Origin of the sequence: Mesorhizobium sp. B3-1-7 (assembly GCF_006439385.1) — a bacterium.
In the GTDB taxonomy this organism is placed as follows: domain Bacteria; phylum Pseudomonadota; class Alphaproteobacteria; order Rhizobiales; family Rhizobiaceae; genus Mesorhizobium.
Window position 1 is genome coordinate 1 of the sequence record NZ_VFTL01000028.1, and the last position, 22,665, is coordinate 22,665.

The following is a 22,665-nucleotide window of genomic DNA, read 5'->3' on the forward strand; positions in this document are numbered from 1 at the left end:
GCCTACTGCCTACTGCCTACTGCCTACTGCCTACTGCCTACTGCCTACTGCCTACTGCCTACTGAGGGGGCTTCATGCATTCAATCGACCAAACTTCCATCGGCGGCATCGACGTCGCCCGCATCGCCGAATTGCGCGAGACAGAGGCGGCCGCCTTCCGTAAGGCACGGCCGAAATCCGAGGCGAAGCTGGGCAACGGCATCGCCGGATTTCTCGGCGGCGTGCCGATGCACTGGATGACCGACTGGCCGACGCCGTTCCCGATCCTGGTCGAGGGCGCGAAAGGCGCCACCATCACCGACATCGACGGCAACAAGCTCGACGATTTCTGCCTCGGCGACACCGGTTCGATGCTCGGCCATTCGCCGCCGGCGGTCGCCCGCGCCATCCGCAGGCAGTCCGGGCGCGGGCTGACCTATATGCTGCCGAGCGAGGATGCGCTGGCGATTGGCGCGCTGCTGCAGCAGCGCTTCGGCCTGCCCTACTGGCAGATCGCCACGACCGCCACCGACGCCAATCGCTTCGCGCTGCGCGTCGCCCGTGCCGTGACCGGGCGGGAGAAGATCCTGGTCTTCAACGGCTGCTATCACGGCTCGGTCGACGAGACGATGGTGCGGCTGATCGACGGCAAGCCTGTGAACCGGCCGGGCCTGGCCGGCGAATTCCGCGACCTGACACGGGCAACGAAGGTTGTCGAATTCAACGATGTTGCCGCATTGGAAGCAGCACTGGCTGACCGCGACGTCGCCTGCGTCATCGCCGAGCCGGTGCTGACCAATTCCTGCATGGTGCTGCCGGAACCCGGCTTTCACGACGCGCTGCGACGTTTGACCCGTGATGCCGGCACTCTGCTTCTGATCGACGAGACGCACACGATTTCGACCGGCCCCGGCGGCTATACGCGCAAGCACGGGCTGGAGCCGGACCTGTTCGTGCTCGGCAAGCCGGTGGCGGGCGGCGTGCCGGCGAGCATCTGGGGCATGAGCGAGGAGGTCGCCACGCGCTACGGTGCCTACAACCGGGTGAAGGAGCCCGGCTATTCCGGCATGGGCACGACGCTGTCGGCGAACCCGCTGCAATTCGCGGCGATGCGGGCGACGCTGGAAGAGGTGATGACCGAGGAGGCCTATGCGCATATGGACCGGCTGGCGCGCCGCCTCGACGCTGGACTGACCTCCGTCATCGCGCGCAACAAGCTGCCCTGGCATGTGGCGCGTGTCGGCGCCCGCGTCGAGTTCATCTGCGCGCCCGGGCCGCTCGGGAACGGTGACGAGGCGGAAAAGGCGCATGCGCCGGAGCTGGAAGCCGCCATCCATGTGGCGCTGGTCAACCGCGGCGTGCTGATCGCGCCGTTCCACAACATGATGCTTATCTCGCCGGCAACGACTTCAGTGCAAGTGAGCCGGCTGATCGCCGCCTTCGCCGCGGTTGCGGCAAGGCTTACGGCGTGAGAAAAGCGGCGATGGACAATCCGAACGCCGTAACAACTTCGCCCTCCGGCTCGACGCCCGCCGAGGCGAAAGCCTTTCTCGACGCGCATCCCGAGATCGAGGCTTTCGACATCGTGCTTACCGACGCCAACGGCATCGGTCGCGGCAAGATCGTGCGCCGGCACGAGCTGATGGGCATTTTCGAGAGCGGCCGGCATCTTCCGATCTCGATCCTCGGCCTCGACATCACCGGCGAGGACGTGCACGAAACCGGGCTGGTCTGGGACACCGGCGACGGCGACCTGCGCGCATGGCCGATCCCAGGCACGTTGGCGCCGCTCTTCGGCACCAACCCGCCGCGCGGCCAGGTGCTGATGTCGATGCACCACCTCGACGGCGAGCCGATGACCTCAGACCCACGGCTGGTGCTGGCAAGGCAGGTGGAACTGCTGGCGGCACGCGGCCTGCACCCGGCCGGCGCCTTCGAACTCGAATTTTTTCTCCTTGCCAACGAACGCGACGCGGACGGCAAGGTGCAAGCCGCCCGCGCGGTGCTCGACGGCCGCCGTTCGGCCAAGACCGAGGTCTATTCGGTCGACCATCTGCACGGCATGGAGCCGCTGTTTTCCGACATCTACGCGGCCGCCAAAGCGCAAGGCATTCCGGCCGAAACCGTCATTTCCGAATACGCGCCCGGCCAGTACGAGCTGACGCTCAACTACCGCAAGAACGTGATGCGGGCAGCCGACGACCTCGTCATGCTGAAGCGGCTGGTCAGGGCACAGGCGCGCCGGCACGGCGTCACCGCCTGCTTCATGGCCAAGCCGATCGAGGCCTATGCCGGCTCGGGCATGCATTTCCATGTCTCGCTGCAGGACGATGCGGGCCGGAACGTCTTCACTGAGGCCGCCGGTGAAAAGTGGTCGCCAACACTGCTCAATGCGCTTGGCGGCCTCATCCACACCATGGCGGAATCGATGCTGGTGTTTGCCCCGCATGCCAATTCATGGCGGCGCTTCGTCGCTCAATCCTACGCGCCGGTGGCGCCGACATGGGGCGTCAACAACCGCTCGGTGGCGCTGCGCGTGCCGGCGGGCGACGCCAAGAACCGCCGCATCGAGCACCGGCCGTCGGGCGTCGACGCCAATCCCTACCTGATCGCCGCAACGGTGCTGGCCGGCATCGTCAAAGGCCTGGGTGAGGGTCTGGACCCCGGCCCCGAGACGACCGGGAATGGCTACGAGCAGGCCCCGGAGAAGTCGACCATGCCGGCCGACTGGCGCGCCGCGATCGAGGCGGCCAGGGGCTCCGATTTCCTGAAATCAGCGCTCGGCGCCGACCTGCATCGCACCTTCGTGGCGATCAAGCAGGCGGAATATCTGCGTGTCGCCCGCACCGTCAGCGAGCTGGATTATCATCTCTATCTGCACGAGGTGTGAGCACAGGGCCTGACAGGCGCGGCGATCGCGCTTTGGCGACGGCAGGAGATGCCGAAGAAATATTGGCGGAACCTTCCCGTGGCCTCGCTCATTCCAGATTTGATAGCAGGAGCAGACAGAGCCGCGTCAGAGATGATCGCCCGGATGCCAACCACTCCAGCACCGCACCATGCCAAGGTGAAGGTCAAGCATTGGCCGACGCCCGAGCCGGCCGATGTGGTGGCGCCTGAAGCCGAAGACATTCCGGAGTTGCGCGAAGAGGCGAAAGGCTGCCGCCGCTGCCCGCTTTGGCATGACGCAACGCAGACCGTGTTCGGCGAAGGACCGGAAAGCGCGGACGTGGTCTTCGTCGGCGAACAGCCCGGCGATCAGGAGGATCTGGCCGGCAAGCCATTTGTCGGCCCGGCCGGCAGAATATTCGACAGCACCCTGGACGACGCCGAAATCGATCGCCGCAAGGTCTATGTGACCAATGCGGTGAAGCACTTCAAATTCGAACCGCGCGGCAAGAGGCGCATCCATTCGAAGCCCAATGCCGGCGAAATCCAGGCCTGCCGCTGGTGGCTGGACAAGGAGCTCGACCTCGTCAAGCCGAGCCTCGTGGTGGCGCTCGGCGCGACGGCGGCGCAGTCGCTGCTCGGCAAGGCCGTGCCGATCACCAAGATGCGCGGCGATGTGATCGAGCGCGAGGATGGCTTGCGCGTGTTTGTGACCATCCACCCCTCCTTCATCCTGCGCATCCGCGATCGGGAGGACAAGGAGGCCGAGAGGGACCGCTTTCTGCAGGATATGCGGAAGGTGAAAGGGCTGATGAGAGCGTGATCAATTTAGGCGCCCGAACGAGCCTCGCGTAGACGCACGTATCCTGCGACTTAGGAGATTGGCCGAAACGCTCGTCGCTTCGTCATCCACGGGCGGAGCAAGGAGCGTAGCGACGCGCGCAGACCCGAGGATCCATTCCGTGACGCATGAACGCCGCAACGGTGCAGAGTTCTGCTCCGCTGCATCCTACGGCTCAGGTCACGGAATGGATTCCAGGGTCTTCGCGACGGAGCTTCGCTCCTGCTTCGCCCTGGAATGACGACCTTTGAAGCTTTGCCGCTAGCGGATAAGAATCGCCCTCAGATCATTCACGTTCGTCCCGGTCGGACCCGGGACAAACAGATCCCCAACCGCGTTGAACGCCGTCCAGGCGTTGTTGCCGGCAAGCATTGCCTTGGCGTCGACACCTGCCGCGCGCATGCGCGCCACTGTCGAGCCGTCCGCGAAGGCGCCGGCATTGTTCTCGGAGCCGTCGATGCCGTCGGTGTCGGCGGCCAACGCATGTATGCCGTTCACGCCGTCGATGCCGATAGCGAAGGCAAGCAGGAATTCCGAGTTGCGGCCACCCTTGCCCTTGGCGCGCAAGGTCACAGTGGTCTCGCCGCCGGACAGGATCAGCACCGGCTTGGCGAAGGGGCGGTTGCGGGTCGCCACCTCGCGCGCGATCGCGGCATGCACGCCGCCGACCTCACGCGCCTCGCCTTCGATCGAATCCGAGAGGATGACGGCCTCGATGCCTTGCCGCTTCGCTTCGGCGGCAGCCGCTTCCAGCGACACGCCGGCAGAGCCGGTCAGGTGCACCTCGTTGCCGGCGAAGCGCGGATCGTCGGGACGCGGCGCGTCAGCGGCCGGCGACTGAATGTGCGCCATCACCGAAGCCGGCAGCTTCATGCCATAGGTGGCGATCGACGCCAGCGCATCCTCGCGGCTGCCTGTATCGGGAATGGTCGGTCCCGAAGCAACCAGCGCCGGGTTGTCGCCCGGGATGTCGGAGACGACCAGCGACACCACGCGCGCCGGATGAGCGGCCGCGGCCAGGCGTCCGCCCTTGATGGTCGAGACATGCTTGCGGATGGTGTTCATCGCCGCGATCGGCGCGCCGGAGGCAAGCAGCGCCTCGTTGACGGCGATCTCGTCGGCAAGCGTCAATCCGGCAGCGGGCGACGGCAGCAGGGCCGAGCCGCCGCCGGAGATCAGCGCCACCACCAGATCATCAGCGGTTAAGCCCTGTACCTTCTCAAGCAGCCGGCGCGAGGCTTCCAGGCCGGCGGCATCCGGCACCGGATGCGCCGCCTCGATGATTTCGATACGCTCGCATCTGGCACCGTAACCGTAGCGGGTGACGACAAGGCCGTCGATGGGACTGTCCCAGACCTTCTCGAAGGCTGCCGCCATCTGCGCCGAGCCTTTTCCCGCGCCGATGACGATGGTGCGGCCCCTCGGCTTCGCCGGCAAATGACTGCGGATCGTCCTTTCCGGGTCGGCGGCGGCGACGGCGGCGTTGAAGATCGACGTCAGGAAGCTTTTCGGGTCGGTCATTTTTCTTCCGGCGGCAGCGCGAGCCCGCTCGCATCGATGCCAAGATGAGCGCAAAGCGCGTCGACCACGACGCCATGATCCTCGCGTTCCGGCAGGCCCGAGACCGCGATGACACCGATGACGCCGGCGCCTTTCACCGTGACCGGGAAGCCGCCGCCGGCCAACACATAGTCCGCGATATCCAAGCCTTCACCGATTTTGAAGGTGCGGTCCGGTCGCTGCTGCTCCAGCACCAGGCGATAGGTGCTTCTCAGATAGCGCTTCACGACGTTGATCTTGCGCCGCGCCCAGTCGGGATTGGAAGCATTCGAGCCGGGCATCGCGGCGTAGAAGAGCGGCCGGTCGAAGGTCCTGATGTCGACGATAACAGGCAGGTTTTCCTTTAGCGCCCGATCCCTGATGGCAGAGCCGATCTTGAAAGCGACGGCCTCGTCGAAGGCCGGGAAGACCAGCGTGGCTTCCTGTTTCTTGATCAGAGCGATGTCGTCGGCGGTGGCCATGGCGTTCCCCTGTCAGCGTCGAGGCACGCTTTGGCCGATGACTGACGCCGGGTCAAGCCGAGAGCGCATCAAAGCTCACGCCGCAATGGCGCTCTTCGCCGGCCGCCCCGCCACATAGACCTCGCGCACGGCGCGGTCGTCGCCCAGCGTCTGCAGCAGGAAGAGTTCTTCCGCCAGCGTTTCCACCGTCTCCATCCTGAGCCGCATGCCCGGCGTGGCGTGAGCGTCGAGCACGACGAGATCGGCATCGGTGCCTTCGTCCAGCGTGCCGACCTTGTCGGCCACCGACAGCGCCTCGGCATTGCCGCGCGTCAGCTGCCAGAAGGACTGGAAAGGGTTGAGCTTCTCACCGTTCAGCGCGATGACCTTGTAGCCTTCATCCATGGTGCGCAGCATCGAATAGTTGGTGCCGCCGCCGACATCGGTGGCGGCCGCGATCCTGAGCGGTGCCTCGCGCCGACGATAACGCTGATAGTCGAACAGGCCGGAACCGAGGAAGAGATTGGAGGTCGGGCAGAACACGGCGATCGAGCCCGATCGCGACAGCGCATCGGCCTCACGCTCGGAAAGATGGATGCAGTGGCCGAACAGGCTCTTCTTACCGAGCAGGCCGTAATGCTCATAGACGTCGGTGTAGTCGCGCGACCAGGGATAGAGCTCCTGGGTGAAGGCGATCTCGGCGTGGTTTTCCGACAGATGCGTCTGCATGTGGAGATCGGGATATTCGCGGCACAGCGCGCCGGCCATCTCCATCTGCTCGGGCGAGGAGGTGATGGCGAAGCGGGGCGTGATGGCATAGAGCTGGCGGCCCTTGCCGTGCCATTCGGCGATCAGCGCCTTGGTATCGTCATAGCCGGTCCGAGGCGTGTCGAGCACGCCGTCCGGCGCGTTGCGGTCCATCATCACCTTGCCGGCGATGTTGAGCATGTTGCGTTCATGCGACTCGGCGAAGAAGGCTTCGGCGGAAGATTTGTGCACCGAGCAATAGGCAGCGACCGTCGTCGTGCCATGCCGCAACATCTCGTCGAGGAACAGCCTGGCGATGCGGCGCCCGTGCTGCGCGTTCTGGAATTTCGATTCTTCCGGAAACGTGTATTTGTTCAGCCAGTCGAGCAGCTCGGCGCCGTAAGAGGCGATGATCTGCATCTGCGGCACATGCACATGGACGTCGAGGAAGCCCGGCAGGATGAGATGCGGACGATGGTCGATCGTCTCGACGCCGGCGCCCGCCTTCTTCAAGACCTCCGCATAGGAGCCGGCGGCAACAATCTTGCCGTTGTCGATCAGCAACCCGCCGTCCTCCTCGTAGCGCCAGGCGGAATGGTCGTCTATCGCTTCGGGCCAGCGCAGGAAAGACAGCGTGCGGCCGCGCAGAAGTTTCGATGTCATGCTCACTTTCCGGCGCCTTCGAACCAGGCGACCAGAAGGGCCCGTTCCTGGTCGGTTATGTGGCTGACGTTGGCGGGCGGCATGGCATGCGCCCGGCCAGCCTGGATATAGATCTCGCGCGCATGCTCGGCGATGCGCTCGTCGGTGTCGAGCAGCACGCCCTTCGGCGCATGGTAGATGCCTTCATAGACCGGCTCTTCCGTATGGCACATGGAGCAGCGCCCGAGCACGGTGTCGCGCACGGCCGGGAAGTGGGCCGAAGCGATGTAGACCTGGGCGGCGGCCGACGCGGCGGAAGCCTTCGGCTCGCCGGTCAGCACTTTCGGCACGGTCGACAGCCAGATGATGATCATGAACAGCACGGCGGCGCCCAGCCAGGTCCAGGTCGGGCTGCCCTTTCGCGCATGCACCGTGTTGAAATAGTGCCGGATCAGCACGCCGATGATGAAGACCAGCGAGGCGATGACCCAGTTGAACTGGGTGCCAAAAGCCAGCGGATAGTGGTTCGACAGCATCAGGAACAGGACCGGCAAGGTCAGGTAATTGTTGTGCAGCGAGCGCTGCTTGGCGATCTTGCCGTATTTCGGGTCGGGCTTGCGGCCGGCGATCAGGTCGGCGACGACGATCTTCTGGTTGGGGATGATGACCATGAAGACATTGGCCGACATGATCGTGGCGGTGATGGCGCCGAGATGCAGGAAGGCGGCGCGGCCAGTGAAGAGGTGTGTAAGCCCCCAGGCGATGAACACCAGCACGCAGTAGAGCACCAGCATCAGCCCGGTATCGCTTTTACCCAACGGTGAGCGGCAGAGCAGGTCGTAGACGATCCAGCCGACGCCGATGGTGGCCAGCGACAGAAGGATGCCGACCGGCACCGAGATGTTGAGCACGTTGGGGTCGATCAGGAAGAGATCGGCACCGGCATAGTAGACCACGCAGAGCATGGCGAAGCCCGACAGCCAGGTGGCGTAGGATTCCCATTTGAACCAGGTGAGGTGCTCCGGCATCTCGGCCGGGGCCACCAGATATTTCTGGATGTGGTAGAAGCCGCCGCCATGCACCTGCCATTCCTCGCCGAAGGCACCGGCAGGCAGGCCGGGACGCTGGCGCAGCCCAAGGTCGAGGGCAACGAAATAGAAGGACGAGCCGATCCACGCGATGCCAGTGATGACATGCAGCCAGCGGACCGCAAAACTCAGCCAGTCCCAGAAAATCGCGAAATCCGTCATCGAGTGGCCCCTGGGAACTCGTCCTTGCCGATGAGAGGGACTTTACGGGCTGGCGCGCAAACGAAAAGAGGCGAGGTGCGCGATGACTTTCAAAAAAAAATAAAAAATACTAGGCTTGCTTCGTTCAGCCTTTTCAGAGCCACGGAAGCCGCCGCATGGCCTATCTCGACAACATCGCCGTCTTCGTCCGTGTCGTCGAGCTCGGCAATCTGTCGGCGGCGGGGCGCGACATGCGCATTTCGCCGGCGGTCGCCTCCAATCGCATCAAGGAACTGGAGAAGCATCTCGGAGTCAGGCTGTTCAACCGCACGACAAGGCAGTTGATGCCGACCGAGCACGGCACGGTGTTCTATACCGGCGCCAAGCAGGTGCTGGACGCGATCACCGAAGCGGAAGCCGCGGTCGCGGCACTTTCCGGCCAGCCGCGCGGCACCATCAGGGTGACGGCGCCGCTCGGCCTCGGCCGGCGGCTGATCGCTTCCGGCATTCCGGATTTCCACGACAAATACCCCGATATCGAGGTGCGGCTCAGGCTCTCCGACCACAATGTCGATATCATGAAGGAAGGCATAGACGTCGCCTTCCGGCTCGGCATCATCGAGGATTCGAGCCTCAGGATGCGCGGCATCATGGAATGCGAGCGCGTGCTGGTGGCGGCGCCGAAATATCTGGAAGCCCGTGGCGAGCCGGCCGAGGCGCAGGAACTGATCGGCAAGAAGCACGACTGCCTGATGCTGCGTTACGCCGGCGCGCGCGAATATGTCTGGACGCTGCAGACGCCGAGCGGACCGCAAAAATTCGAGGTGCACGGTCCCTACGACACCGACGACGGCGACGTGCTGACCGGCTGGGCCTTGTCGGGACGTGGCATCATCAACAAGCCGCGTTTCGAGGTCGAGCCGTTCATCCGCGACCGGCGCTTGAAGGTGATCCTGCCCCAGGCGCCGCCGACGCCGGTGCAGTTCGCCGCCGTCTATCCGCACAAGAAGCTGCAGGACCCGAAGGTGCGGCTGCTGCTCGACTTCATGGCCGAGCGCTGCCAGCGGCTGATCAAGGACCTCTTGGCCGGAAAGTAAGGGCTGGTAGCGTTGTATCGCGATTGGCCTAAGCGTCCGTGACGTCGTCATCCACGGGCGGAGCGATGCGAAGCGGAGCACTGACCCGAGAATCCATTCCGTGACTTTGATCGTAGAGTACTGCGGAGCAGAATTCTGCACCGTCGCAACGCTTCGAAGTCACGGAATAGATTCTATGGTCTGCGCCGCGTCTGCTCCGCCATAGAATGACGACGTGACGGGCGTTCAGGCTAATCGCCTTCGGGCCGTCAAGACCTCCATCTCGACACACGCGAAGGCTGGCTGGCAAGTGACAATCCGGTGGCCCACTTGCTCCCGTTGCCTTGCGCGAAAGCGAGCCTAGGTTGGTAGCCAAAACGGCTGCCGATTTTCAAGGCGACCGAAGGACCGCACCATGCATCTCGCCATTTCGCTCAACATCGCCGCCGCCGACGGACAAGACGTCCTCGACTTCGGCCAGATCACCGCCTTGGTGCGGAACGCGGAGGCGGCGGGCGTGGACATGGTCATCATTTCCGACTCCGCCGATAAGCCATCGAGCAGCCCGTTCGAAGCGACCACGCTGCTGGCCGCCCTGGCGACGGTGACCGACAAGATCGGGCTCGTCGCCAGCGCCTCGACGCTCGCGCATCAGCCCTACAACCTGGCGCGCCGCTTTGCCTCGCTCGACATCATCAGCCATGGCCGCGTCGGCTGGAACGCCACGACGGCGCAGAACCCGCGCGAAGCTGCGAATTTCAGCCGGCCGGAAGGTTTCTCCGACGATGATTTTCGCCGCCGCGCCTGGGAGTTCATCAACATTGTGCGGCTCTTGTGGATCGGCTGGGAACATGACGCCTTCTTGTTCGACAAGGCATCAGGCCGCTTCCACGATCCAGACAAGATGCACCCGGCGAACTTCACCGGTGAATTCTTCTCGGTGCGCGGGCCGCTCAATGTCGCCCGTTCGCCGCAAGACGTGCCAGTGCTGGTGATGTCCGGCTTGGCAGGGACGGAGCTCGATTTCGCCAGCCGCCGCGCCGATGTCGTGCTGCTGGACAAGCTTGAACCGTCGGGCGCGAGAGCGACCCGCGATGAGATCAAACGCAGGGCGCACGAAGCAGGGCGCGACCCGGTGGCGATCAAGGTGCTGGCGGTGGCCGATGGGGGGCCCGAACACGATGGCCGTAGTCTGGAGGACCTATGCCTCTCATCCGGCTGCGACGGCATCGTTCTGACTGTGCAGCCGCGGGCTGCCGCCGTGGAGGCTTTTGTCGAGCGATTGCTGCCGGAACTCAAGCGACACGGATTTGCCAAGGCACAGGGCAAAACGCTGCGCGATCGCCTTGGGTTGAGTGAGGATAGCAAGCCATGAGCGCGCGTCAGATGAAGCTCGGCCTGTTTTTGTGGGCGACCGGCCATCACATCGCCGCCTGGCGTCATCCGGACGCGCATGTGAGAGCCGGCATCGACATCGACCATTACATAAAGCTGGCGCAGACGGCCGAAGCGGCGAAGTTCGACATGGTGTTCTGCGAGGACGCCGCCGGCCTGCGCGAGGCCAATATCAACATCGCCAGCCAGACCTCGCGCTCGATCGGCTTCGAGCCGATCAGCCTGCTTTCGGCGCTGGCTGCGCAGACCGATCGCATCGGCCTCGTGTCCACGGCATCGACCAGCTACAACGAGCCCTACGGCCTGGCGCGGACTTTTGCCTCGCTCGACAATCTGAGCGGCGGTCGGGCCGGTTGGAACCTCGTCACCTCGGCCAGTCCGATCGAGGCCGCGAATTTCGGCGCGACGGGTTTGCGGCCGCATGCCGACCGTTATGCGCGGGCGCGGGAATTCGCCACGGTGATCACCGGGTTGTGGAATCGGCGCGTCGCCGGCCATGACGGCGAGAGCTTTTCGGTGCGCGATCCACTCGACATCCCGCCCTCGCCGCAAGGCGCGCCGGTGATGGTGCAGGCGGGCGCCTCCGACGACGGCAAGGATCTTGCCGCGCGCACCGCCGATGTCGTGTTCTCGGCGGCGCAGACTTTCGAGGAAGCCAAGGCCTTTTACGACGACCTCAAGGGGCGGCTCGCCGCCTATGGACGACAGCCGGACGACGTGAAGATCATGCCTGGCGTCGCGCCGGTCGTGGCCGCCACGAAAGCCGAGGCGCAGGCCAAATACGACGCGCTGCAGGAATTGATCCCCGACGATGTCGGCGTGGCGCTGCTCTCCAGCTATCTCAGCATTTCCGACCTCGGCCGCTATCCGATCGATGGGCCGCTGCCCGAACTGCCGGAAGGCGAAGGCATGAAGAGCCGGCAGGCGCTGGTCATCGAGCAGGCGCGTCGCGATGGCCTGTCGATCCGCCAGCTCGCGCGCTATTTTGCCGGCGCGCGCGGCCATTGGCGGATCGTCGGCACGGCGGAGCAGATCGCCGACGAGTTGCAGGCCCGCTTCGAAGGCGGCGCCGCCGACGGTTTCAACGTGATGCCGTCCTGGTTCCCGGGCGAGCTCGACGCCTTCGCGACGCTGGTCGTGCCGGAACTGCAGCGACGCGGGCTGTTCCGCAAGGACTATGAAGGGCGCACGCTGCGCGAACATCTCGGCCTCAAGCGGCCGATCTAAGTTTGCTCAATCCATCAGCCGGGCTGCTCCGGACACCCTGATCGAGCTGCCGGCGGTCGGCGGAATATCGGCATGGAGGCGCGAACGCATGCCCATGTCCTCGCCCTGGACGATGTCGATCGAGCCGCCATGCCGCCAGCCGAGATCGCGCAGATAGCCGGCAAAGGCCGCGGTCGCCGCCCCTGTCGCTGGATCCTCATAGACGCCGCCGGAAGCGAATGGATTGCGCGTGTGGAAGAGGCGCGGCGTCTCGGCGTGGGCGAGGAGGATCGTGACCAGGCCTTCGCGCCGCATGAAGGACTGGCCTTGCCTCAGATCATAGGCCATGGCGGCCAACGCCTCGCGCGACTTCAGCGCCAGCACGAGATGATCGGCGCCGCCATGGATGACCGCCGGCGGAATGGCGCGATCGAGATCGCCCGGCTCATAGCCGAACAAGGCGAGCGCCTCGCCGGCCAGTTCCTTCGGCGCCGGCCGGCTGCGCGTCGGCGGCGACCGCAGGGCGGCGGCAAAGTTGGCGCCATCGCGAAAACCTTCGACGGTGATGTCGGCCTGGTTGAGGGTCAGCCTGAAAGTGCCGTCGCCGAACTTTCCGACCAGCGCGGCGCCGAGCGCGATGGTGGCGTGGCCGCAGAACGGTACTTCCGACTCCGGCCAAAAGTAGCGGACGCGCCATTGATCGCCTTCGGGCGCGGCAAAGGCGGTTTCCGAAAAGCCGACTTCGGCAGCGACGCGCTGCATGTCGGCCGCATCGGGCAAGGCTTCGCCAATCACCACGCCGGCCGGATTACCGCCGGTGTTGCCATCTGAAAATGCTGCGATCTTCAATACATCCATGTTCCGGCCTCGTTGTGAGTGGGCGCAACAAACACGTTTCGGGCCGTCTTGGGAAATGAAGAAAGCGGCGAGCAGCGGTGAGCGCCAGTCACATCTGCGATCGGAGCCAGCGCTTCAATCCAATGCGGAACGAAATTCGACCCATCGCCGTTTTGACGATTGGCGGTCGTTCGGGCCGTCCTTCAGTTCCCAGCCATCGATGCAGCGCGACAGGAGCCAACCATGGACGCCATCGTCACCAAGAACGACCTCAAAGCCGATGCCAAGAAGGAATCGATCGACCTGCTCAACGCCAGGCTTGCCGACGCCATCGACCTGGCCCTGATCACCAAGCAAGCGCATTGGAACGTCAAAGGCCCGCAATTCATCGCCATCCATGAGATGCTCGATGAATTCCGCGAGGAGATCGACGGCCATGTCGACATCGTCGCCGAGCGCGCCGTCCAGCTCGGCGGCACCGCGCATGGCACCTCGCAGGACGTGTCGAAGACGACCAGGCTAAAACCCTATCCGACCGACATCCACAAGACCAAGGATCATCTGGCGGCGCTGATCGACCGCTATGCGGCGGCGGCCAAGCTGACCCGCGAAGCGATCGACGAGGCGGACGACGCCGGCGATGCCGACACCGCCGATATCTTCACCGCCTATTCTCGCTCGCTCGATAAATTGCTGTGGTTCCTCGAGGCGCACACGCAGGAAAAGGAATAACCGGGAACTGTTTTTGCTTGGCCGGCCGGATCAGCCGGCCATCGCCTTTTCAGCACTGGCCGCGCTTGGCGTGTCCGAGGCACGCGACACCAGCGCGGTCATGATTTCGGCGGCGGCAAGCGCGGCGATCACCGGCGGCCGCTTGTCCTTCACCGCATTGCCGCCGATCGGCGAGATGAGGCGATTGAATTCGGCCTCGCTGCCCTCGGCCGACTTCAGGAACCAGCTCTTGAAAGTAGCCTTCTTTGTCTTCGAGCCTATCATGCCGACATAGGCGGTATCTCCGCGCTTCAATGCTTCGGCGACGATCAGGAAATCCAAGGCATGGTCATGCGTTAGGATGGCGAAGGCCGACCCAGCCGGCGCCTCGCGCACTACTGCTTCGGGCATCGGCGTCAGCCGGGTCTCCACCGTTTCCGGCATGCCTTCCAGCGCGTCGGCGCGGGTTTCGACGACGACGACGTGGGTCGGCAGCAGCGCCAGCGACGCGGCCAGCGCCTGGCCGACATGGCCGCCGCCAAAGAGATAGACATGCGGAAGATGCGCCTCTTCGGCTTCGGCGTTGGCGATCAGCCTTTCTTTGATTGTCCTATCGACCAATCTGATCAGCACCTCGACACGCCCGCCGCAACATTGGCCGATTTCCGGCCCGAGCGGCACGTCGAGCGTCGCGCACACCTCATCGACCTCTATGCGGGCCTGTTCACCCTCCCCGTTGTCGCGAGGCGAGGAGCGCAGCATCTGCCGCGCCTTGTCGATCGCCATATATTCGAGCTGACCGCCCCCGATCGTACCGAAGATCGATGACGAAGAGACAAGCATAAAGGCGCCGGCCTCGCGCGGTGTCGAGCCTTTGGTGGCCGCGACCTCGACGAGAGCGACCCGGCCAGCTTGGCCGAAAAACGTCTTCAGGCTTTGCACTTTCGAGTTCATCGTCTGCATTCCTAGATCGTGATGGCGTTTCGTTGAACCGCCCTCACGATCTAACTCTTTGTTGGAGCATGATCTTTCTCCGAAAACCGGTTCCCACTTTTCGGGATCATGCCCTAGCGCCAAAATATAGTGTTTTTCGGCCGAATTGCACGTTTTAGGCCGGCTTTTCGGCTTCCCGCTTCAACCGCTCGATCGCCGTCAGCACCCGCTCCGGCGTCGCCGGCGCGTCGAGGCGCGGACAGATCTTGTGGTCGGCCACGCTCGCGACCGCGTCCGACAGCGCATGCAGCACCGACATGCCGTGCGGCAGCGGCGGCTCGCCCACGGCCTTTGAGCGATGGATGGTCGGCTCATAGGCCGACGACCAGTCGGTCAGCTTGACGTTGAAGATCTTTGGACGGTCGGAAGCGAGCGGGATCTTGTAGGTCGACGGCGCATGCGTCCGCAGCCGGCCGCTATCGTCCCACCACAATTCCTCCGTCGTCAGCCAGCCCATGCCCTGGATGAACCCGCCCTCGATCTGGCCGAGGTCGATCGCCCGGTTCAGCGAGCGGCCGGCGTCGTGCAGGATGTCGGTGCGCTCGACGACATACTCGCCGGTGAGCGTGTCGACCGAGACCTCCGAGCAGGCCGCGCCATAGGCGTAATAGTAGAAGGCATGTCCGCGGCCCTTGCTGCGGTCCCAATGGATCTTCGGCGTCTTGTAGAAACCGGCCGCCGAGAGCTGGATGCGGTTGACATAGGCCTGCTTAACCAGATCGTTGAAGGCCACTTCCTGATTGCCGATGCGCACCCGGTTGGGCAGGAACACGACCTGGTCGTGCGGCACCTGGTATTTGTCGGCGGCGAAGTCGGTCAGCCGCTTGCGGATCTGGCGGGCGGCGTCCTGCGCCGCCATTCCGTTGAGGTCGGCGCCGGAAGACGCGGCCGTCGGCGAGGTGTTCGGCACCTTGGCGGTGGTGGTCGCGGTGATCTTGACCCGGTCGAGATCGATCTGGAATTCTTCCGCCACGACCTGCGCCACCTTGAGATGCAGGCCCTGGCCCATCTCGGTGCCGCCATGGTTCATGTGGACCGATCCGTCGGCATAGACATGCACCAGCGCGCCGGCCTGGTTGGCCTCCGTCTTGGTGAAGGAGATGCCGAACTTCACCGGCGTCATCGCCAGCCCGCGCTTGACGAACCGGCTGTTGTTGTTGAAGGCGCTGATCTCGCGGCGGCGCCGCGCATAGTTCGCGCTTTCCTCCAGTTCGGCGACGATGCGCTGGATGATGCAGTCCTCGACCTTCTGGTGGTAGGGCGTGATGCTGCGCTCGCCGATCGCCTCCATGGGATCGTAAAAGTTCAGCTTGCGGATTTCGAGCGAGTCCTTGCCGACGGCGAAGGCCACCTCGTCGATGACGCGCTCGGCGCCGACCATGCCTTGCGGGCCGCCAAAGCCGCGGAAGGCGGTGTTGGAGACGGTGTTGGTGTAGAGCGGCGCCGACTTGGCGTGCACCGCCGGATAGAAATAGGCGTTGTCGCAGTGGAACAGCGCGCGGTCGCCGACCGGACCGGACAGATCGGCGGAAAAGCCGCAACGCAGCGCATAGGTGAAGTCGACGCCGAGGATGTTGCCGTCGTCGTCGAAGCCGACTTCATAATCGATGGCGAAGTCGTGCCGCTTGCCGGTGGCGGTCATGTCCTCGTCGCGGTCGAGCCTGATCTTGACCGCGCGCTTCAATTTCTTGGCGGCAATGGCGGCGATCGCCGCGCATTGGTTGGCCTGGGTTTCCTTGCCGCCGAAGCCGCCGCCCATGCGGCGCACTTCGACCGTGACAGCATGGCTCGGCACGCCGAGCGCATGCGCGACCAGATGCTGCGTCTCGCTCGGGCCCTGCGTCGAGCAATAGACGATCACCTCGTCGTCCTCGCCAGGGATTGCCAGCGAAACCTGGCCCTCGAGATAGAAGTGGTCCTGGCCGCCGAGCCACATGCGGTTCTTGATGCGGCGGGGAGCCGCCGCGATCGCCGCGGCGGCATCGCCGCGCTTCAGGACCAGCGGCGTGGTGACCTGCCTGTCCTTGACCGGATCGAGGTTCCAGATGTCGATGACGGCCGGAAGCTCGTCATACTCGATTTTTGCGAGACGCGCGGCGCGGCGCGCTTCCTCGCGTGTCTCGGCAACCACTGCGAAGATCGGCTGCCCGTAAAACTGCACGTTGGCTTCGGCGAGCACCGGATCGTCATGCATGTTGCTCGGCGAGACATCGTTCCCGCCGGGGACATCGGCATAGGTCAGCACATCGATCACGCCGGGCGCCGAGCGCACGGCCGACAGGTCGACGCTCTTCAACGCGCCGTGCGCGACCTTGGAGAGGCCGAGGCCGACATGCAGCGTGCCGGCGGGCTCCGGCATGTCGTCGATATAGACGGCGGTGCCGCTGACATGCTTGTGCGCGGAATCGTGCCGCTGGCCGGTGGCAACGCCGCCGACGATCTTTTCAGCCTTGAAGCTGGGTGTGGCGTGCTTGTTCATTCAGCCTCCTTTCCTTCTCCCCGTTCACGGGGAGAAGGTGGCCCGAAGGGTCGGATGAGGGGCAGCGCTGACGTTGACGAATTCGCGCGAGACGATCGACGATGGCGCTGCCCCTCATCTGCCTGCCGGCATCTTCTCCCCGTGAACGGGGAGAAGGACGCTACTCGCGACCGCCCGGCGCTTTGCCTCGATATGTTGGATTGCGGACGCATCAGGCCGCCTCGTTGCGCGAGACCTGGAACGGCGCCTTCGTTCCGGTCGTCTCGATATAAAACCGTAGCAAAAGGTTCTTCGCTGCCAGCGCCCGGTATTCGGCGGTCGCCCGCATGTCGGTGAGCGGCGAAAAATCCTTGGTGTATTCGGCCGTCGCGGCCCCCACGGTCGCTTCGGTCCAGGGCTTGCCGGCGAGCGCCTTTTCAACCGCGCCGGCGCGCTTCGGTGTCGCCGCCATGCCGCCATAAGCGATGCGGATGTCGGCCACCGTGCCATCCTTGGCCAAGGTCAGGTAGAAAGCCCCGAGCGTCGCGGTGATATCCTCGTCACGGCGCTTGGTGACCTTGTAGACGGCAAACTTCGTTCCTTTTGCCGGCACGGGCACTTGGACTGCTTCGACGAACTCGCCGGGCTGACGGTCCTGCTTGCCATAGGCGATGAAGAAGGTTTCGAGCGGTATCGTGCGACGCGCCTTGCCCTTGCGGAGTGTCAGTTGCGCGCCGAGCGCGATCAAGGGCGGCGGCGTGTCGCCGATCGGCGAGCCGTTGGCGATGTTGCCGCCGATCGTGCCCATGTTGCGCACCTGTTCGCCGCCGATGCGGTCGACCAGCGGTCCCAGTGCCGGGATGCGCTTCGACAGCGTCTCGAAGGCTTCGGTGTAGGTGACGCCGGCGCCGATGGTGATGACGCCATCCTTCTCCGACGTCGTACGCAAGCCGTCGAGGCCGCCGATGAAGATCGCCGGCGAGATGTCGCGCATGAGCTTGGTGACCCACAGGCCGACATCGGTCGAACCGGCGACGATGGTGGCGCCCGGTTCGCTTTCGAGCAAAGCGGCGAAATCGTCGACGCTGGCCGGCACGATCAATCGCGCCTTGCCCGACCCGATCTCGACCCTGGCGCCATCACGCAACACCTTCAGCCGCGCGGTGATGTCCTTGCGCTCCACCGCCAGCGGGTCCTTCGACGCCTTGCCGTAGCTCGAAATGGCGTGCGCGGCGCGCATGATGGCCTCGTAGCCGGTGCAGCGGCAGAGATTGCCCTGCAGCGCCTTTTCGATCGCGGCGTTGGACGGATCGGGGGTCTTCATCCAGAGGCCATAGAGCGACATGATGAAGCCCGGCGTGCAGAAGCCGCATTGCGAGCCGTGGAAATCGACCATCGCCTGCTGCACCGGATGCAGTTTCTCACCGTTGCCGCGCAGGTGTTCCACAGTCACGACATGCGTGCCGTCGAGCGAGCCCATGAAGCGGATGCAGGCATTCACGCTTTCGTAGACGAGACCTTCGGCGGAGAGCTTGCCGACCAACACCGTGCAGGCGCCGCAGTCGCCCTCGGCGCAACCTTCCTTGGTGCCGCGCAGCGAGCGGCTGAGCCGCAACCAGTCGAGCAGCGTCGCATCGGGCGCGACGTCCTTCAGAGCCACGTCGCTGCCGTTCAGGATAAAGCGTATTTGATTGCGGGTCTCAGCCATGTCTCAGCTCCCCCGATAGGTCGAGTAGCCATAGGGCGAAATCAAAAGCGGGACGTGATAATGCCGCTGCTCCGCCATGCCGAAGCGGATCGGCACGATATCGAGAAAGGCGGGTTGGGGCAGGTCGATACCCTGGCCGCGCAGATAGTCGCCAGCGGCGAAGACCAGCTCATATTCGCCGGTAAGGAAATCGGCGTCGGCCAGCAGCGGCGCATCGCAGCGGCCGTCGTCATTGGTGGTCACGGTCTTGAGACGCGTGCGGCTCTGGCCTTCGATGCGGAAAAGCTCGATCGACAGTCCTTTTGCCGGCCGGCCGGTCGCGGTGTCAAGCACATGGGTCGTCAGACGCCCGCCATCGGCTTTCGACGTTTCTGCCACTGGCCGCCTCCCATCCCGGTACGTTTCAGGTCGATTGTGCGCCAATTAAAGGCGATGCATAAGCCCCGGTCGAGCGGAGCGCGGCAAAAAGCACTTTCAAAAATTTTCGGGGGAATGCGTGCGCACTCCTTTCGATATCTTCATCTCAACCATCGGGCAGGAGTGGCAATGCGTTACGATCGGGACATGCGCGGTTATGGGGCCAATCCGCCGGACCCGAAATGGCCCGCCGGCGCGCATGTCGCGGTGCAGTTCGTCGTCAACTATGAAGAAGGCGGCGAGAACTGCGTGCTGCATGGCGACAAGGCTTCGGAGGCCTTCCTTTCGGAGATCGTTGGGGCGGCTCCCTGGGTCGGCCAGCGCCACTGGAACATGGAATCGATCTACGAGTATGGCGCGCGGGCCGGCTTCTGGCGGCTCTACCGGCTGTTCACCGAAGCGCAGGTGCCGGTGACCTGCTACGGCGTCGCCACGGCGTTGGCGCGCTCGCCCGACCAAGTGGCTGCCATGCAGGAGGCTGGTTGGGAGATCGCTTCGCACGGGCTGAAATGGATCGACTATCGCGACCATGCGGCCGAGGACGAGCGGCGCGATCTCGAAGAGGCGATCAAGCTGCATTACGAGGTCACCGGCGCGCGCCCGACCGGCTGGTACACCGGCCGGACCTCGGTCAACACGGTGCGGCTCGTCGCCGAGGAAGGCGGCTTCGACTATGTCTCCGACACCTATGACGACGAACTGCCCTATTGGTTCGACCGCGACGGGCTGGAGAAACCGCAACTCATCATCCCCTACACGCTCGACGCCAACGACATGCGTTTTGCGACGCCGCAGGGCTTCAACTCGGGCGACCAGTTCTTCGCCTATCTGAAGGACAGTTTCGACACGCTCTATGCCGAGGGCAAGGCAGGCCGGCCGCGCATGATGAATATCGGCCTGCACTGCCGGCTGGTCGGCCGTCCCGGGCGGGTGGCGGCATTGAAGCGCTTCGTCGATTATGTGAAGTCGCACGACAAGGTATGGCTGACGCGGCGCGTCGACATTGCCAAACACTGGCGCGAAACGCACCCCTACGAGGCGCCGGCGCTGCGTCCGTCGCGGATGGAATTCGAGGAATTCGTGCATGCCTTCGGCGGCGTGTTCGAGCATTCGCCCTGGATCGCCGAACGCGCCTATGAATTGGAGCTCGGCCCTGCGCATGACAGCGCCGGCGGCCTGCACAACGCGCTCTGCCGCGTCTTCCGCGCGGCGAGCGAAGCCGAACGCCTTTCCGTGCTGAACGCCCACCCGGACCTCGCCGGCAAGCTGGCCAAGGCCAGGCGCCTGACGCCGGAATCAGCCAAGGAACAGGCCTCCGCCGGGCTCGACGCGCTGACCGACAAGGAGCGCGAGCTGTTCTCGAAACTCAACGCCGCCTACGTCACCACCTTCGGCTTCCCCTTCATCATCGCGGTCAAGGGCAAGACCAAGGACGAAATCCTGGCGGAGTTCGAGGCGCGGATCGGCAACAGCCGCGGCACCGAGTTCGAAACCGCCTGCAGACAGGTCGAACGCATCGCCCTGCTTCGGCTGAAAGACATGCTTCCATTGTAATGTTTTGAGGGCCAGGACCCCATGGATATGATCAAGACTGCCGAGCGAACCTATTACGCCCCGCATGGCGGCCATCCCGGCCAGAACGAGCTCTTGACCGGCCGCGCCGTCTTCACTGAAGCCTATGCTGTCATCCCCAAGGGCGTGATGCAGGACATCGTCACCAGCCCGCTGCCGTTCTGGGACAAGACGAGGGCCTGGATCATCGCAAGGCCACTGTCGGGCTTCGCCGAGACCTTTTCGCAATACATCGTCGAGGTTCTGCCCGGCGGCGGCAGCGAGCGGCCGGAACTCGATGCCGCCGCCGAGGGCGTGCTGTTCGTGGTCGAGGGCGAGCTCAGCGTATCGCTTGCCGGCAAAGAACACGTGCTTGCTCCCGGCGGCTTCGCCTTCCTGCCGCCATCCAGTGGCTGGACGGTGCGCAATGAAAGCGGCACTGCTGCCCGCTTCCACTGGATCCGCAAGACCTATGAGGCTGTCGACGGCCTCGACGCGCCGGAAGCCTTCTTCTCGAGCGACCAGGATGTGGCGCCGAGCCCGATGCCGGGCACGGAGGGGCGCTGGGCAACGACCCGCTTCGTCGACCCAGCCGACATGCGCCACGACATGCACGTCACCATTGTGACGCTGAAGCCGGGCGCGGTCATCCCCTTCGCCGAGACGCATGTCATGGAGCACGGGCTCTATGTGCTCGAAGGCAAGGCGGTCTACCGCCTCAACCGGGACTGGGTCGAGGTCGAAGCCGGCGACTTCATGTGGCTGCGCGCCTTTTGTCCGCAGGCCTGCTATGCCGGCGGCCCCGGTAATTTCCGTTATCTGCTGTACAAGGACGTCAACCGTCATGCCAGGCTTGGCGGCTATCTTGGGGGCAAGGCGCGGTGAGCCGCATCGTCGCCCGACCGCTGACCCGCGAGAACTTCGCGCCCTTCGGCGACGTCATCGACATGGGTGGCGACAACAGCTACCCGATCAATGGCGGCCGGGCGATGCGCTATCACGACCTCGCCACTGCGGAGGCCGCCGGACCGAATGCGCGCGTGCTGATTTCGATGGTGCGCGGTACGCCTTACGAAATGCCGCTGAAGCTCACCATGGTCGAGCGCCATCCGTTCGGCAGCCAAGCCTTCATCCCGCTGTCGCCACGCCCGTTCCTGGTCGTCGTCTGCCACGACACCAAGGATGGGCCGGGTGAGCCGCATGCCTTTCTCGCCGGCCCCGGACAGGGCATCAATTACCGCCGCAACCTGTGGCACGGCGTGCTCACCCCGATCGGCGAGGAACAGGATTTCCTCATCGTCGACCGCGGCGGCGAGGGTTCCAATCTCGAAGAATTCCATTTCTCGCACCCTTACGAGATCCACCTCCCCTGAAAGCTCGCGATTTCCATGACCGACATTTCGCTGATCGACCGCCTGCTCGACGTGATCGAGCACGACATCGTGCCCAAGACCGCCGAAGGCGTCGCCCATGGCAACAAGCTGTTCGGCGCCGCGATCCTGCGGAAAGACGACCGCTCGCTGGTGTTGGCCGAGACCAATAACGAGATCGAAAACCCGCTCTGGCATGGCGAGGTGCATTGCCTGAAGCGCTTCTACGAAATGCCAAAGGCCGAGCGCGTCGACACCAAGGACGCGCTATTCATAGCCACCCACGAGCCCTGCTCGCTCTGCCTGTCGGCGATCACCTGGACCGGCTTCGACAATTTCTACTACCTGTTCAGCCATGAGGATTCACGCGACAGTTTTGCAATCCCGCACGACCTCAAGATCCTGAAAGAGGTCTTCACCCTCGACCCCGGCGGCTACAATGCCGAGAACCCCTACTGGAAAAGCTTCTCGATCCGCAGGCTGGTGCGGGCGTTGCCTGAGGCCGAACGCAACCGTCTGGAAGCGCGCATCGGCAGGATTTCGACGCGTTATGACGAGCTGTCGGGCGCCTATCAGGCCAGCAAGACCGAGAACGACATTCCGCTGAACTGACGCG

General features: G+C 64.4%; 20 protein-coding genes. 11 read left to right on the top strand and 9 right to left on the bottom strand.

Going from position 1 to position 22,665, the window contains the following annotated elements; genetic code table 11:
• The first annotated feature begins 74 nt into the window (after positions 1 to 74).
• The 3 genes from FJ417_RS22190 to FJ417_RS22200 are packed head-to-tail and all read left to right on the top strand — an operon-like array spanning position 75 to position 3,691.
• Positions 75 to 1,451: an aspartate aminotransferase family protein gene (locus FJ417_RS22190; RefSeq protein WP_140784916.1), complete on the top strand. Its 1,377-nt coding sequence runs from the start codon at positions 75 to 77 to the stop codon at positions 1,449 to 1,451.
• A gap of 11 nt (positions 1,452 to 1,462) precedes the next feature.
• Entirely contained in the window at positions 1,463 to 2,869 is a 1,407-nt protein-coding gene (locus tag FJ417_RS22195) for a glutamine synthetase family protein (RefSeq protein ID WP_140784917.1), read from the top strand.
• A 48-nt stretch (positions 2,870 to 2,917) separates the two neighbouring features.
• Positions 2,918 to 3,691: a UdgX family uracil-DNA binding protein gene (locus FJ417_RS22200; RefSeq protein WP_181183274.1), complete on the top strand. Its 774-nt coding sequence runs from the start codon at positions 2,918 to 2,920 to the stop codon at positions 3,689 to 3,691.
• 279 nt (positions 3,692 to 3,970) lie between these two features.
• Here FJ417_RS22200 and FJ417_RS22205 read toward each other — a convergent pair whose 3' ends face one another.
• The 4 genes from FJ417_RS22205 to FJ417_RS22220 form a co-directional block, all read right to left on the bottom strand.
• Positions 3,971 to 5,230: a glycerate kinase gene (locus FJ417_RS22205; RefSeq protein WP_140784919.1), complete on the bottom strand. Its 1,260-nt coding sequence runs from the start codon at positions 5,228 to 5,230 to the stop codon at positions 3,971 to 3,973.
• The gene (locus FJ417_RS22210; protein WP_140650681.1) at positions 5,227 to 5,730 is read right to left on the bottom strand and encodes a heme-degrading domain-containing protein; all 504 of its coding nucleotides are present in this window, start codon (positions 5,728 to 5,730) and stop codon (positions 5,227 to 5,229) included. The genes FJ417_RS22205 and FJ417_RS22210 overlap by 4 nt, the downstream gene beginning before the upstream one ends.
• Before the next feature lie 75 nt (positions 5,731 to 5,805).
• The gene (guaD, locus tag FJ417_RS22215; RefSeq protein ID WP_140784920.1) at positions 5,806 to 7,119 is read right to left on the bottom strand and encodes a guanine deaminase; all 1,314 of its coding nucleotides are present in this window, start codon (positions 7,117 to 7,119) and stop codon (positions 5,806 to 5,808) included.
• 2 nt (positions 7,120 to 7,121) lie between these two features.
• Positions 7,122 to 8,348: a urate hydroxylase PuuD gene (locus tag FJ417_RS22220; protein ID WP_140784921.1), complete on the bottom strand. Its 1,227-nt coding sequence runs from the start codon at positions 8,346 to 8,348 to the stop codon at positions 7,122 to 7,124.
• Positions 8,349 to 8,503: 155 nt separating this feature from the next.
• Between FJ417_RS22220 and FJ417_RS22225 the strand changes: the two genes are divergently transcribed.
• The 3 genes from FJ417_RS22225 (at position 8,504) to FJ417_RS22235 (ending at position 12,025) form a co-directional block, all read left to right on the top strand.
• The gene (locus FJ417_RS22225) at positions 8,504 to 9,424 is read left to right on the top strand and encodes a LysR family transcriptional regulator (RefSeq protein ID WP_140784922.1); all 921 of its coding nucleotides are present in this window, start codon (positions 8,504 to 8,506) and stop codon (positions 9,422 to 9,424) included.
• Between the two features lie 394 nt (positions 9,425 to 9,818).
• On the top strand, positions 9,819 to 10,778 hold the full coding sequence (locus FJ417_RS22230; RefSeq protein ID WP_140784923.1) for an LLM class flavin-dependent oxidoreductase: 960 nt from the start codon (positions 9,819 to 9,821) through the stop codon (positions 10,776 to 10,778).
• On the top strand, positions 10,775 to 12,025 hold the full coding sequence (locus tag FJ417_RS22235) for an LLM class flavin-dependent oxidoreductase (protein WP_140784924.1): 1,251 nt from the start codon (positions 10,775 to 10,777) through the stop codon (positions 12,023 to 12,025). Before FJ417_RS22230 ends, FJ417_RS22235 begins: the two co-directional genes overlap by 4 nt.
• Before the next feature lie 6 nt (positions 12,026 to 12,031).
• On the opposite strand, the gene FJ417_RS22240 is transcribed toward FJ417_RS22235, so the two are convergent.
• Complete coding sequence (locus FJ417_RS22240) at positions 12,032 to 12,862, bottom strand: PhzF family phenazine biosynthesis protein (RefSeq protein ID WP_140784925.1); 831 nt, start codon at positions 12,860 to 12,862, stop codon at positions 12,032 to 12,034.
• Between the two features lie 222 nt (positions 12,863 to 13,084).
• Here FJ417_RS22240 and dps point away from each other — a divergent pair, with 222 nt between their 5' ends.
• A complete protein-coding gene (dps, locus tag FJ417_RS22245) occupies positions 13,085 to 13,573 on the top strand; it encodes a DNA starvation/stationary phase protection protein Dps (RefSeq protein ID WP_140784926.1) in 489 nt (162 codons plus the stop codon).
• A gap of 30 nt (positions 13,574 to 13,603) precedes the next feature.
• Here the strand turns inward: dps and xdhC are convergent, their stop codons facing one another.
• The 4 genes from xdhC to uraH form a co-directional block, all read right to left on the bottom strand.
• Positions 13,604 to 14,506 carry a xanthine dehydrogenase accessory protein XdhC gene (xdhC, locus tag FJ417_RS22250; protein WP_140784927.1) on the bottom strand — a complete coding sequence of 301 codons (903 nt, stop codon included), beginning with the start codon at positions 14,504 to 14,506 and terminating at the stop codon, positions 13,604 to 13,606.
• Between the two features lie 154 nt (positions 14,507 to 14,660).
• Positions 14,661 to 17,024: a xanthine dehydrogenase molybdopterin binding subunit gene (xdhB, locus tag FJ417_RS22255; RefSeq protein WP_140784928.1), complete on the bottom strand. Its 2,364-nt coding sequence runs from the start codon at positions 17,022 to 17,024 to the stop codon at positions 14,661 to 14,663.
• A 211-nt stretch (positions 17,025 to 17,235) separates the two neighbouring features.
• Positions 17,236 to 18,711, bottom strand: coding sequence for a xanthine dehydrogenase small subunit (xdhA, locus tag FJ417_RS22260; RefSeq protein WP_140784929.1), 1,476 nt, complete (start codon positions 18,709 to 18,711; stop codon positions 17,236 to 17,238).
• Positions 18,712 to 18,714: 3 nt separating this feature from the next.
• A complete protein-coding gene (gene uraH, locus FJ417_RS22265) occupies positions 18,715 to 19,089 on the bottom strand; it encodes a hydroxyisourate hydrolase (protein WP_140647132.1) in 375 nt (124 codons plus the stop codon).
• 168 nt (positions 19,090 to 19,257) lie between these two features.
• Here uraH and puuE point away from each other — a divergent pair, with 168 nt between their 5' ends.
• From puuE to FJ417_RS22285, 4 genes are read left to right on the top strand one after another with little or no spacing between them, the layout of a single operon-like run.
• Complete coding sequence (gene puuE, locus FJ417_RS22270; RefSeq protein WP_140784930.1) at positions 19,258 to 20,682, top strand: allantoinase PuuE; 1,425 nt, start codon at positions 19,258 to 19,260, stop codon at positions 20,680 to 20,682.
• Between the two features lie 21 nt (positions 20,683 to 20,703).
• Positions 20,704 to 21,564 carry a bifunctional allantoicase/(S)-ureidoglycine aminohydrolase gene (locus FJ417_RS22275; protein WP_140784931.1) on the top strand — a complete coding sequence of 287 codons (861 nt, stop codon included), beginning with the start codon at positions 20,704 to 20,706 and terminating at the stop codon, positions 21,562 to 21,564.
• A complete protein-coding gene (locus FJ417_RS22280; RefSeq protein ID WP_140650709.1) occupies positions 21,561 to 22,052 on the top strand; it encodes an ureidoglycolate lyase in 492 nt (163 codons plus the stop codon). The genes FJ417_RS22275 and FJ417_RS22280 overlap by 4 nt, the downstream gene beginning before the upstream one ends.
• A 15-nt stretch (positions 22,053 to 22,067) precedes the next feature.
• Positions 22,068 to 22,661, top strand: coding sequence for a nucleoside deaminase (locus tag FJ417_RS22285; protein WP_140784932.1), 594 nt, complete (start codon positions 22,068 to 22,070; stop codon positions 22,659 to 22,661).
• The last annotated feature ends 4 nt before the right edge of the window (positions 22,662 to 22,665 follow it).